Here is a 13,518-nt window from a genome sequence, read left to right as displayed (position 1 = left end):
CCTGGAGTCCATGGCGCAACTTGCCGGCAAAACCGTTCAACCGCTAGAACCAGTGGCTGTATTACAGAAGTAAAATTAGGTGTACGTCTCTATAGCGGAATTTCCACCACTTGACGGGACACTATCCAAAATACGGATAATTTCATCACGCGTCATGTTGATATCACCACATTTTTCATTTGACTTTATTATATCGTAAACCGATCATTCTTAACCGTTTGGCCGCAAAGTTTCCCCGTACCAGCAAGTCAGATAATAGACCGACAAAACATAAAGAAAAAGATACCGGCAAGACGCTCACCGGTATCGTATCCACCTTATCCTGTTACGCCTGAAGAACGATCGTGTTGAACGATTCGGGTTCCAGTTCGAACGACTGGACGCCCGAGCCGTCCGACAGGCAAAGCGTGCGGGCATCCTTGAACGGGTTGGCGATGACGACCACCCGATCCCCGTTCGGTGCGGCGAAAGCGACGGCGTTCCCCGTCCACCTCCCTTTCAGACCCAACCTCACCGACCCCGGAACGACAAAATGGGAAAAATGTTTCATCACATAGTACTCGGGGTTGTAAATCGCCCGCCCGGAAGCGGGATCGGCGGTAATCATGGAGTTTTGTTCCCATCCCCACGTGCTGCGGCCTTTCGGCTCAAGCACCATATTCCAATATACGTAGCTGTTCACGCCGTTGAAGAAGTAATGCTGGAACAGATTAAACACATACTGGGCATATTCCCACGTATTGTTGCCGTCCCCGCATTCGTTTTCGGTCTGCATGTAGCGAAGTTCCGGATAGCTCGCCACCGTGCGCTGGATGGCGTATTTGCCGGCCCACTGGTAACCGACGCCCTTGATGTATTTGTACGCTTCGGGATCGCTGAGGACGGTATTAGCGTAGGCGTCGTAGTCCGTGGATATCTTTTTGGTGTATACGTCCCACGGTTCCGGGGCGTTGATGGTGCCGAGCCAGATTTCGGTCTCCAGACCGTGCCGCTCAAACGCCGGCCCCAGATAATCCCGGATAAAATCGCGCAGCTGTTCCCCCGTCCAGACACAGGAAGGAAATTTCTGGTCGGCCACCACTTCGTTCTGCACATGGATCTGGTGAATTGTGATGCCTTCCTCGCGATAGGCCTGGACAAATTTGACGAAGTACAACGCGTACGCTTGCAGAATCTCTTTCTCCCAGCGCAAGGTGCCGTAGTTGTAGGCTTTCGGGTACTTCATCCACGTCGGCGGACTCCACGGCGAAGCGAAAATCTTGAGTTCCGGGTTTCGCTTGAGCGCTTCCTTGATGTAGGGGATCAAATATTTTCGGTCCCGCTCGATCGAAAAATGCTCCATCGCCACGTCGCCGTCGGTTTCATTGAGGCTGTACCACTCCAGCGCGTAGTCGCTGGCGCCGATCGGCATGCGGCAAATGCTGAACTTCAATTCGCCGTCGGGATCAAACAGCGCGTCCAGCACGTTGGTTTTTTCGGCTTCGGACAGGCGGCCCAGGGCGACATACCCCAATTCGTTGAAACAACCCCCGAACCCTTCCACGGTTTGAAACGTATCTCCGGTGATGATCAGATTGGGATCGCCCGCGCCGTCGCCGGCGACCTCTTTCTCGATCCACGCCGACTGTCTGGTGCTGGAGATCCAGCGGATGTTCGCCCGATCCATGGCCTTGCCCCTCCTCATCATTCAGTTGTTTGGCGCTCTTCGAGAATGAGAACGCCCCATGGTTGCAACGTTACGGTTTGTCCGGAACGAATCGTTTGCCCCGACAAAAGCTCGACCGCATCGCCGTACCGATAAGGGAAAGCGACCGGATTACGGGAATAGTTGAAGTAATATCGAATCGTGTTGCCGTATTGATTCACGCCGGATTTCACGATCAGGGGGAAGCGCAGTTCCTGATCCGCTCCCCAAAGCCCGGCCTCTTTCACGGCCAGTTCCAGCACCTTGGCCATGACCGCTTCACTCGCCAGGCATCCCACATACATGGCGACGCCTTTTCCGTACCGGTTGCGCGTAATCGCCGCATAGTCGCCCCAGTACGGATGGTCGTAGTATGCCAGCACTTCCGCCGTCGTCGGCGTGATCAGCTCCATCCACGCTTCAATGCCATGATGTTCCCGCCCGACGCCGAACGGATCGTCCTTCAACGTGACGCCGACGGGCTCGACAAACAGGCTGTAGGTGATGCCGCAAGCCTCTCCGATGATCCCTGGCTGCACGCCTGTCCTGACTTTCAGATATTCATCGGCGAAGCCGCTCTTGAACGTGTAGACGACATGCCCCCCGTTGGCCACGTATTCGTTCAGACGCCGAAGCAGCGAATCGGAAGCGGCGTAGAGCGCCGGAACGACGAGGAGCCGGTAACGTTCCAGATCCTCCGAACCGGGATGCACGAAATCGACGCCCACGTTCATCTTGTAGAGGGGATCGTACATCCGCCTGACGATATCGTTATAATTGTACTTCCCGCCGGGCAGTCTGAACCATTCCAGCCCCGTCAGCGCCTCGTTGCTTACCAGCATGGCGACCTGGTTGGTCTTCTTCAGGTTGACCAGCCGGTCGGACAGCCGGGCGAAGTCCCGCCCGATCGTCTGCGCTTCCCGGTAGACGGGATTCGGCTCGAAATCGTGGCTGAGCAAGCCTTTCCAATACGTCTCGAACGAATTGTGGATGGAGTGCCAGTGCCAGTAGGCCACCATGTTGGCCCCCGACGCCAGGTGGCTGAACGCCTGCAGCCGCAGTTGCCCCGGGTAGGGCACCCATTGGGGGAAGCCTTGCGCCTGCGTCTCCATCACCAGATAGTTCGAACCTTTCAGGGAGCGGGCCATGTCGCCGCAGAATGAAATTTCGATGCCGGTCAGCCGGTCCTGCGAAGGATGGTAAATATCGACCGCCACCACGTCGAAAGGCTTCGAAGCTTCGAAATGGTTCACGTCCGGCTGCACGCCGTACGAGTAACCGCGCCATTCAAAATCGAAGTTTTGCGTGACGAACTGGTCCGGCCGCCTATATTCGTTGACGATGCGCACTTGCCAGGCCAGGAAATCGGCGACGAGCTTCCGCTGGAATTTGGCGAATTCCGCCCCGAGGCTGCCGTTGATCGTGCCGACGACGGAGGGGAAATCCTCCCAGCTGTTGATGCGGTTGCTCCAGTAGTCGAGCCCGAACCGGCGGTTGATCTCCTCCAGCGAACCGAACGTATCCCGCAAATACTTCACAAACTGCAGCTGCACATTCGGACCGGCCGTATGGTAATGTTTCGTTTCGTTGTCCGTCTGGTACCCGATCACCGCCGGATGATCCTTCACCCGCTCCAGCAGCTTCCGAATGATGCGCTCGGCATAAAACAGGTAAGCCGGATGGGTGATGTCCATGATCTGGCGGGGCCCGTACTTGCCCCGGCCGTTCGGCGTTTCCGCCAGCACGTCGGGGTACTCTTTCACGAGCCACGTCGGTACGGCGTACGTCGGGGTGCCCACGATGACCCGGATGCCCGCTTCGTGCATCGCGTCCAGCACCCGGTCGACGGAGCGGAAATCGAAGACGCCCTTCTGCGGCTCGTACGTGCTCCACGTGGATTCGGCGATCCGCACCACGTTGATGCCCGCTTCTTTCATCATCTCAATGTCCTTTTGCAAGCGGTCGTAGGGCATATATTCGTCGTAATAGGCGACCCCATACAACAACCGATCCATCGAATCTTCCCCCCTTGCTTCACGGACCGATGGGCGCGGGAGCGGCCACCGGCCTTTTGCCGGGCATGACCCCAGCCTGGCCGGACCAGGGCCGGCCCCTGACCGGACCATAGTCTGGCCCTGGCCGGATCATGACCGGATCATGGCCGGACCCCGGCCGGACCGCTAACCCTTGATGGCCCCCTCCGTGATCCCCTGCATGATGTATTTCTGAAAGAAGGCGTAGAAAACGACCACGGGAATGGCCGTCAGCACCAGCGAGGCCAGAATGAGCGACCAGTCGTTGTTGTACTCGCCAAACAGCATGTTCGTCGCCAGAATCAACGTGTAACGCTTCACGTCCGTCAGCATGAGCAACGGCAGCAAAAAGTCGTTCCAGATCCACAGCAAATCCAGAATCGCGATGGTCACCGTGATCGGCAGCAGCAACGGGAAAATGATGCGCACGAAGGTCTGCAATTCGCCGCAGCCGTCCATGCGGGCGGATTCCTCGAGCTCCCGCGGCACCGATTTGACGAAGCCGTGATACAGGAAGATGGCCATGTTGACGCCCAGACCGACATAGATAAACGCCAGCCCGTAAGTGGTTCCCTGAAAGCCCAAATTTTTGGCCATGCGGGTCAAGGGAATCATGATCGAATGAAACGGAACCAGCATAGACGCCACAAACATGAAAAAGATGAAGTTGCTCAGCTTGCCCGGCGTGCGGGACAGCTTGTATCCCGCAAGCGACGCGCAGACGATGATGCCCGTAATGCCGATCACCGTCACAACCACCGTGTTCATGGCGCTTTGGAGCATGTTGATTTCACGGAAAGCGTTGGTATAGTTTTCAAAGTGCAGTTTCGTGGGCAATGACAACACCGATTTCAGCATTTCGCCCTGCGTCTTGAACGAGTTGATCACCGCCATGTAGACCGGAAAGAGCGTATAAACCGCCCCGACCGCCAGGACAAGCGTGATCACGCGATCGCAGAGTTTCCGCCGCTTCACGCTTCCACCTCCCGTTTCTTCAGGACGCTCACCTGAATCACGGTGATGACCAGCACGAGGAGGAACAGAATCATCGCCTTGGCGCTGGCGTATCCGTAACGGAAATTGTTGGAAAACGCTTCTTCGTAAATGTTGAGCGCGATGACCTGGGTGTTTCGCCCCGGTCCCCCGCCCGTCAAGCCGTACACGACCTCGAACACTTTGAACGCGCCGTTCAGCGTAAGGAACAGGCAGATGGTGATCGCGTGCGTGATCATCGGCAGCGTCACCCGAAAGAACGTCTGGAACGCGTTGGCCCCGTCGATCATCGCCGCCTCTTTCAAATGCTGCGGCACGCCCTGCAGTCCGGCCATGTAGATGATCATCATGTAGCCGACGCCGTTCCAGAGCGAGACGATCAGGATGGAGAAAAACGAATACTTCGGGTCGCCGATCCAGGACTGATCGAGGAACGACAGGCCCGTTTTTTCCGCGATTTGGGGCAACACCTGGGAAAAGATGAACATCCACATAAAGGCGCTGATGATCAGGCTGATCATGTTCGGCATGAAAAAGACGGTGCGGAAAAAGGCTTTCGATCTCAGTCTCGATTCAATGAGCACGGCCAGCGCAAGCGCGATGACGTTTTGCAGCACGACCATCCAGACGACGTATTTCAACGTGAACCAGAGGGAATGGACGAAATAACGGTCGTCCCTAAGCGCCTCCACGAAGTTGGCCAACCCGACGAAATGGTAGGTCCGGTTCAATCCGTTCCAGTCCGTGAAGCTGTAGAAAATGCCCCCGAATGTGGGAATGAGCAGGAAGAAAAAGTAACAAACGAAGGCGGGCGCCACAAACAGCAACAACGAAAGGACGCGTTTATGCTTTCTGATCATGAGCTCACCTTTTCCGGGCGATTTCGTGAAAATAAAGACAGCACCGGGCTGTCTTTATTTTCACGTTCTCTTGGTCCGCCTTGCGAAGTCATTGGTTGTTGATCTTGTTGAAGTCCTGCCACGCCTTGTCCAGCGCCGCGATCACGTCGTCCTGCGTGGCCTGGCCGGTATAGTAAGCCTGCAGCACCTTTCCGGATTCGTCCTTGACGGCCTGCGGAATGGACGGATCCTGGTACGCCTTGCCCGCCTTGACATACTCGCTCGCTTCGTTCACCCACGGATAGCTTTCGAACGTGTGGTTTTTCGCCACCGGGTTGAACTTCAGGCTTTGATAAAATTCGTTGGACACTTCGTCATCCAGAATGTAGTTGATGAAATCGAGCGCCACGTCCTTGTTTTTGCTCGTGGGCGAAACGACAAACGTCGTGGAGGTCGACAGGTTGATCATGGTCGCGTCCGGGTTGTCGTTGATCGGCAGCGGCGCGACGCCGAATTCAAAGTTCGGGTCGGCTTTCAGGATCGTCTCCGCGTGCCAGGGCCCGTTCACCCACATCGCCGCCTTGCCCTGGGCGAAGTGGGCGGAACCTTCGTCCGGGCCGATTTCCATGGCGCGGTCCGTGCCGTTGGCGTTCACCAGGTCGATGATCTCGAACATGGCCTTCATTTCGGCGAACGAACCTTCATTTTTATACATCCGGTCGATAAAGTCCGGATTTTCCGTATTGACCAGGGCGCCCACCGACAGCGGCAGGAACAGCTGCGGCATCCAGGACTCCTTGTAGGTGAGCAGGAATGGCGTGATGTTGTTCGCCTTCAGCTTTTCCACCACCTGCTTCATTTCGCTGAGCGTCATCGGCGGGGTCAATCCGAGATCCGCAAAAATCTTCTTGTTGTACAAGTAGCCCCACATGAGCGTCTCCATGGGCACGCCGACCACCTTGCCGTCGATCGTGACGGACGCCCTCACACTGTCCAGCAGCTTGTCGACGAACGGCTGGTCCGAGAGATCTTCCAGATAGCCCGCTTTGTAAAATGTCGGAATTTCGTTGATGGCGTGCACCGTAAAGACGTCCGGCGCGTCGTTGGACGCCAGACGGGTTTTCAGGATTTGCGGGGCGTTTTCGGCGTTGGGCATCTCCAGTTGAACCTTCACCGTGATGTTTTTGTCCCTTTTTTCTTTCTCGACGAACTTTGCAATAAACGCGTCGTACTGGTCTTTCAGCCGGGGCTGCGGAATGAACAGCTTCAGCGTCACTTCTCTCGCCTCGGCGTTTTGGCTTTCCTGCGCCCCCTGTGCCTGCGTTTCGTTTTTCTCACCGTTTCCTCCGCAAGCGGAAAGGATCACGCCCGTCAGGAGGAAAACGCTTGCGAGAATCAGGCTTGCCTTTTTCATCCCGGTGACCTCCCTGTTCCGGTTTGTATGCGTTTTTCAGCTTCAGTATAAGGATTTGCACGGGCAAAGTAATTTCAGAGAATTAACCGCTTTCATTGTACTTTGTTGACCTGGCCGTTGGCTTTTCGGATTTCACCGGGCGTCACGCCGAAATGCTTTTTGAACAGGCGATAGAAATAGGCGACATCCTCGTAGCCGACAAACCGGGCGACGGCCTTGATCGGCAACCGGTCCCGGATCAGCAGCTCCTTTGCCCGCTCCATCCTGAGCCGCAGGATGTAATCCGAGACGTTCCATCCCGTTTCCTGCTTGAATGCCCGGCTCAAATATTCCTTGCTGACAAAAAAACACCTGGCGATGCTTTCCAGCGTCAGGGGTTCCGTGTAATGGCGCTCAATGAATTGCCTGACATCCAGCAGATTGATTTTGTTCCGATACTTTCGGTCCTCCTGAAGTTTTTCAAACGCCTTGTCGTACATCGCCTGCAGGACCTCGATGGTGGCTCTCCAGGTGGCCGATGTGGGATCGTAGCGGACATCCGTCTCCCGGATATCCAGCCCGTGCAACACGACGGTTTCCTCCCACAATTTCCACAAGTCGTGATAGACCCTGTTGATCAACGCTTTCGAGTGCTCCAGATGCAAAAACTTCCGGTAAAGATCTTCAAACGCCTCATGAAGCGCTTCCCGCTCTCCTTCCAGCAGCAGCGCGGCGATTCGTTTGACGGCGCCGTTGAGCACCCCGATTGTTTCGCTATCCAGGGCGCCCGGCGTCATGCACGCCAAACGGGCGGCAATTTCCTCGCGGCATTTGCCCAGAGCCGTGTTGAGCTCCTGCGGATCGACGGGCTTGAGCAAATATTCGTGCACTTTGCTGCGGATGGCTTGCCGGGTATAGACAAAATCGTCGTAGCCGCTGATGACGATGACCTTGATGCCTCCGAAATGTTCATCCAGATATTGCAGCAACTGCACGCCGTCGACACCCGGCATGCGCATATCCGTAATGACCAGGTGAGGTTGATGGAGACGGATCATCTCGATCGCTTTCAGACCGTTGTCCGCTTCCCCGACGATCCGCATATCGAATTGCTCCCACAAGCCGAATTGTTTGATGACTTCCCTGGTCCAGGGTTCATCATCGACAATGAGCGTTTTGATCACCGTTCATCCCGCCTTTCCTTGATGTCGGGAATCGTGATGGTCACTTTCGTACCCGCGTCCTTCCTGCTTTCGATCCAAACGCCGTACTGCGGGCCAAAATGCATCTTGATCCGCGCATTCACATTCCGCAGCCCGATCCGTTCTTCGTTTTCCCAAACCGGATCGTGGTTCGCCTCCAGTCTCTTTTGCAAGGCCGACAATTGATCGGGGGGCATGCCCACTCCGTTATCCTGAATCGTAATGATGACGTTCTCCGCGCTTTTCCGGCAGGTGATCCTGACGTGCCAGTGGTCGATCTGAGGCTCAAGACCGTATTGAACCGCATTCTCGACAATCGGCTGCAACGTCAGCTTGGGAATTTTGCACGATGCCAATCCGGGCTCGGCGTCAATTTCAAACCGCAATTTCTGCGGAAAGCGCTGTTCCTGGATCACCATAAAGTTCCGGACATGCGACAACTCTTTGTCCAACGTCGACAGGTCGGACTCGCGGACAATATAGCGGAACATGTCGCTTAGCGCCCGGATGACCTGATAGATATCGTGCGGCGATTTGGAAAGCGCCATGCCGCCGATCATCTGGAGCGTATTGTGCAGGAAATGCGGATTGATTTGCGCTTGCAGCGCTTTCAATTGCGCCGTTCGTTTTTGCAGGTTGAGCACATATTCCGTCGTGATGTGATCCCTGAGCCGTTCCGTCATACTGTAAAATTTCGATTCCAGCATGCCGATCTCGTCGATGCGCGGTTTGCCGTGATGCTCCGGAAGGTTTGCCGGCTTCATCACATTCAGTTTCTGCATCGATTTGGCCAGCTTGACAATCGGCTTGGACGTCTGCAGGGCGATCAAAATGGCCACGCAGGCGGAAACCAGCACCGAGGCCAGGCCGATCACCAAACCGTATCGCCCCGTTGTGTTTGCGCTTTCATTAATTTGACTTTCCGGTATGATCTTCACCACGAGGAGATGCCACGATTCGAGCGCGCTGTAAAACACGTAATGCCCGCCGTGCTTGACGACTCCCGCCCCGCTCACTCCTTGCAGCACATGGACAAACGAGGCGGGATCAATGGCGGAGGTGCGATGCGCATACAAGGGGTTTCCATTCCCGTCCGCAATATAGACCAAACTTTCCTTCTCCGGATTGGCCATATCCAGCACATTCTGCATCATGCCCCATTTCACATCGAGCAAAATGCCGCCCTGCTTGCTCCGGTCCTCAAACCGGTTGATGGTCCGCATCAAATAGAAACGGTCGGGTTGCGACGGATGGTTGATAATCTGCACGTCTATCCGGTTGTCGAACATCTTTTTCCACGGTTCGGGGATCGTGTCGGTGTTGGTGATCGAGAATTGCAAATTGCTGACATAGAACAATTTATGCTTGGTCATCGTATACAGCTCGATCCCGGACAAGCTGTCGATTTCCGAATACAGGGTGGACGTCAGCAGATCCATCAGACTGGTTTGCGCCGCAAATTGCTGACCGAGCGAATCGGAATCGAGCTTCTCGATATTTTCCACATACCCCGGGCTGTACAAAATGGAATAGATCAGGTTGTTCAGCCGCTGCAGCCGTTCATCCAGATATTGACCGACCCAGATCAACCTGGACCGGTTGGACTGGATAATTTCATATTCCATGGATTTGCGGACGTTCTCCATGGCCAGCAACGTGACCACCATGACCGGAACGGCCGCGATGAGCACCATGCTCAGCATCAGTTTGTTGCGTATGCTCCGCCGAAACGGCAGCACCAGCCACCGGAACATGTTCAGGGTCACCGCCTGTCCCCAGCCGATTTTCAGCACCATTATACGACGGTTCATATCCGATATCAGATGTTATTTTTATCCACAACCTTTCGTATAAACCAAAGGAGAGGCCTCATGCCTCTCCTCCATTACATTCGGACGGTCAGGGCGTAACTCCGGACACCAGGCGGTTCAGTTCGTCCAGAAGCGCTTCGAATTGCGTTTCGGTCAGCCTGCCGCCGCTGAACACGAGCAGGTTGCGCAGCGGCAAATACTGGATGATCGCTTCGAACATCGCGTTCGTTTCTTCCGCAGAAGCCGGCCCGAACGGGTTGTATTCGTCCAACCATCGCCGCATGAATGAAGCGGTTCGCTCGTCGGCCAGCAAGTCGCCGACCAGGGTGTTCCGGTCAATCACCCAGGGGACGCGAACGTCCGATTCGACGTAAAGGGTGGCGCGCAGACGGATATCCCGCGAGGAAGCGCCGACCAGGATGTCGAAAACGCCGCTCTCCACCCGCCAATCCCGGATCGCCGGTTCGTAGTACGCGAAAGAACGGCGATCCAGCCGGAACGTAACGGTTTTCCGTTCGCCCGGTAGCAACTCCACCTTCGCGAAACCTTTCAGCTCCTTGACCGGACGGATGACGGAACTTTCCGGATCGCGGACATAAAGCTGCACCACCTCTTGACCCGCCCGCTTCCCGGTATTGGCAACGGTCACGCGCACGGTCGCGGTTTCGTGCTCCCGCATCCGCTCCCGGTCGATTTCGATCCGCTCGTAGGCGAACGTCGTATAGCTCAGCCCGTGGCCGAACGGGAACAGGGGCTCGATTTCCTTGGCGTCATAGTACCGGTAGCCGACAAACAGCCCTTCCCGATATTCGACGCGATCCCCTTCGCCGGGGAAATTCAGGTAGGACGGATTGTCGGAAAGCTTCCGGGGGAACGTCTCCGCCAGCTTGCCGCTCGGATTCGCTTCTCCGAACAACAGATCGGCCACCGCGCCGCCAAACGCCTGTCCGCCCAGATAGCCTTCCAGCACCGCGTTCACCCGGTCAAGCCACGGCATTTCCACCGGCGCCCCGTTGCTCAGCACGACCACCACATGGCGCTGGACGCCGGACACCGCCTCAATCAGTTCCCGGTGACTGGCGGGAAGTTGCAGATGCTTTCGGTCGTAACCTTCCGACTCGTAGCGGTCGGGAAGTCCGGCGAACACCACGGCCACGTCCGCCCGCTTCGCGGTCTCCACCGCTTCCCGCAGCAGGCGTTCGTCCGTCTCGTCGTTTTCGACCCGGTACCCCGGCGCGTACAGGATTTCCGCCGCTCCCGCCAGCGCCTTCATCTCTTCCAGCGGCACATCCAGCTTCGTCGGATTGACAAGCGAGCTGCCGCTTCCCTGATAGCGCGGTTTCAGCGCGAATTCGCCGATGACGGCAATCCTGCCTTCCTTGCGAAGGGGCAAGGCGCCGTCGTTCTTGAGCAAAACCATGCATTCCCGCGCCGCTTCCCGCGCCAGCGCATGGTGCCGCTCCCTGTCAAAGACGGCGCCGGGTTTGTGGTTGTCGACGGCCTTGAAGATCATACGAAGCAAACGCTCAACGGCCCGATCCAGCACGTCTTCCGGCAGTTCGCCGTTCTTCACGGCTTGCACAATTTTCGCGTCCCCCAGGCCTCCGTTGCCCGGCATCTCCAGTTCGAGGCCGGCCTGCAGCGCTTTGACCCGATCGTTGACCGCTCCCCAATCGGAAACGACGACCCCTTCAAACCCCCATTCATTCCGCAACACTTCCGTCAACAGCCGCGGATGCTCCGAGGCGTATTCGCCGTTTACCCGGTTGTACGAACACATGACGGTCCAGGGTTGTGCCTGCTTCACAGCCCCTTCAAAACTCGCCAGATAGATTTCCCGCAACGTGCGTTCGTCCATGACGGCGTCGACCGACATCCGGCGATGTTCTTGGTTGTTGGCGGCAAAATGCTTGAGCGAAGCGCCGACTCCCTGGCTTTGCACGCCGCGAATGTGGCTCGCCGCCATTTCGGATGACAGATACGGATCTTCCGAAAAATACTCAAAATTGCGGCCGCATAGCGGGGAGCGTTTAATATTCGCCCCGGGCCCCAGCAACACCGCCACATTCTCGGCCTGACACTCCAAGCCCAAAGCAGCCCCGACCCGCTCCACCAATTCGCGATTCCACGATGACGCCAACCCGACAGCCGTGGGAAAACACGTGGCCGGAACGCTCTCATTCAAACCGAGGTGATCGGACGCCCCCTTTTGTTTGCGCAACCCGTGCGGCCCGTCCGTGACCATCAGGGACGGGATGCCCAATCGTTCAATCGCTTTTGTATGCCAGAAATCCAGACCTGAACACAAAGACGCCTTTTCTTCCAACGTCATTTGCTTGACGATGGCCTTTATGTCCCGCTGTGTCATTTACAGATTCCCCCATGGAAACCCTAAAATCGGATTCCCTCGACATGTGCACACCGGACTGAATACACTGGATACCAGGTTGGACCGGATACCTTGATTTAAGCTCTAGTATAAGGATTGGCCGGGCAAAAGTCATTCCAGAAAATTAACCGCTTTCATTGGACATTGTTAACTTATATTTTTTTTCTCAGAAAACGAACCCTAATCGTTTCGGATTTGCGCTCACCAGTTTCATATTGGGATTGCTCGGAATCCTGCTGCTCTTGGTGTTGTTCATCACCGTGGGGTCCATCCAGTCGGAAACCGACTCCGCGTATGCCGCGGTGGGTATGATCGCGATTTTGAGCCTCATCGTCAACATCATCGGCATCATCTTTGGCGCATTGTCGTTCAAGACGTCCAACGGCAAAGGGTTCGCGATCGCCGGGTTCGTATTGTCATTGGTTCCGTTCGTTTCGATCCTGATTCTCATGATCGTCGGATTGATGGCAGAATAAAAGCCGCTTGCACCGATGGCGGGATCCGCGACGGAAGGGTTATGTTCTCAGGATACGAGCGGTCGGTTTGAATCACCGTCCGCTTTTTCGTTTTTTTCGCCACCGTCAAAATCGACACCCACCACACCAGCAAACAGAGGTGCCCCAACGTGATCAGCATCGCCCATATACTGCCCTTCCGCAGCCGGTCGACGATATAGTCGATCTCCCTGAACCCTTCCGGCCGGCCGAGGCTGAACACGAAGCTCGCTGCCGGCACCGCCACAGCCAGCAACAGCGCAACCGCCGACCAACCGGTCAGCCGCCTGCGCACCACGCAAACGGCGGCGGCATTTTTGTCAATATCGCAGAATGTTGCGCTTTTCGATCCGGTTTTGCGCCGGTTTGTACACGTAATACACCATCTCCGTCAAATTGACCAGCCCGATCCCCCGCTCGTCTGAGTCAAGCTAGTGTGGGCACCTTTTTTGGATTCTGGATGCGAACTTGAAAAGAACCTTTCCCTTGTAAGCGCTTTTGATCTTCTTCCTTATGGGATTGGCGAATCATTTTTCTGGTATTAGTATCCTCCAAGCCCTTTCAATGCCATGCCCGTTGTGCTACTCTGCCACGGCCCCCTAAGCAACCGGATCATCCCGTTAACGTATCCTTTGGTCGGTCGTATAACGTCCCTTAGCAACTTCCGAATGCTGACGGAG

Annotated in this window: 10 protein-coding genes; 1 reads left to right on the top strand and 9 read right to left on the bottom strand. The window is 56.0% G+C overall.

The genetic code is table 11. The features are described from left to right. Positions 1-325: 325 nt before the first annotated feature. The 8 genes from BAA01_12875 to BAA01_12840 form a co-directional block, all read right to left on the bottom strand. Entirely contained in the window at positions 326-1,666 is a 1,341-nt protein-coding gene (locus tag BAA01_12875; GenBank protein OUM86985.1) for a glycosyl hydrolase, read from the bottom strand. A 17-nt stretch (positions 1,667-1,683) separates the two neighbouring features. Beyond that, positions 1,684-3,699, bottom strand: a complete 2,016-nt coding sequence (locus tag BAA01_12870; protein OUM86984.1) for a beta-galactosidase — start codon at positions 3,697-3,699, stop codon at positions 1,684-1,686. Between the two features lie 165 nt (positions 3,700-3,864). After that, positions 3,865-4,692, bottom strand: a complete 828-nt coding sequence (locus BAA01_12865) for a sugar ABC transporter permease (GenBank protein OUM86983.1) — start codon at positions 4,690-4,692, stop codon at positions 3,865-3,867. Further along, a complete protein-coding gene (locus BAA01_12860; protein OUM86982.1) occupies positions 4,689-5,570 on the bottom strand; it encodes an ABC transporter permease in 882 nt (293 codons plus the stop codon). The genes BAA01_12865 and BAA01_12860 overlap by 4 nt, the downstream gene beginning before the upstream one ends. Before the next feature lie 88 nt (positions 5,571-5,658). Then, complete coding sequence (locus BAA01_12855) at positions 5,659-6,963, bottom strand: sugar ABC transporter substrate-binding protein (GenBank protein ID OUM86981.1); 1,305 nt, start codon at positions 6,961-6,963, stop codon at positions 5,659-5,661. Positions 6,964-7,055: 92 nt separating this feature from the next. Beyond that, positions 7,056-8,126, bottom strand: coding sequence for a hypothetical protein (locus tag BAA01_12850; GenBank protein ID OUM86980.1), 1,071 nt, complete (start codon positions 8,124-8,126; stop codon positions 7,056-7,058). Next, complete coding sequence (locus BAA01_12845; GenBank protein ID OUM86986.1) at positions 8,123-9,898, bottom strand: hypothetical protein; 1,776 nt, start codon at positions 9,896-9,898, stop codon at positions 8,123-8,125. Before BAA01_12845 ends, BAA01_12850 begins: the two co-directional genes overlap by 4 nt. A gap of 145 nt (positions 9,899-10,043) precedes the next feature. Then, complete coding sequence (locus BAA01_12840; protein OUM86979.1) at positions 10,044-12,323, bottom strand: glycosyl hydrolase; 2,280 nt, start codon at positions 12,321-12,323, stop codon at positions 10,044-10,046. A gap of 158 nt (positions 12,324-12,481) precedes the next feature. Here BAA01_12840 and BAA01_12835 point away from each other — a divergent pair, with 158 nt between their 5' ends. After that, the gene (locus BAA01_12835) at positions 12,482-12,820 is read left to right on the top strand and encodes a hypothetical protein (protein OUM86978.1); all 339 of its coding nucleotides are present in this window, start codon (positions 12,482-12,484) and stop codon (positions 12,818-12,820) included. On the opposite strand, the gene BAA01_12830 is transcribed toward BAA01_12835, so the two are convergent. After that, on the bottom strand, positions 12,792-13,136 hold the full coding sequence (locus BAA01_12830) for a hypothetical protein (protein ID OUM86977.1): 345 nt from the start codon (positions 13,134-13,136) through the stop codon (positions 12,792-12,794). The two genes, BAA01_12835 and BAA01_12830, sit on opposite strands and share 29 nt — an antisense overlap. Between the last annotated feature and the right edge of the window lie 382 nt (positions 13,137-13,518).

It is taken from the genome of Bacillus thermozeamaize (assembly GCA_002159075.1).
GTDB classification, from domain to species: Bacteria; Bacillota; Bacilli; order ZCTH02-B2; family ZCTH02-B2; genus Bacillus_BB; species Bacillus_BB thermozeamaize.
Note: the sequence above shows the minus strand (reverse complement) of the source record. Positions and strands in the feature narration are given on the sequence as shown.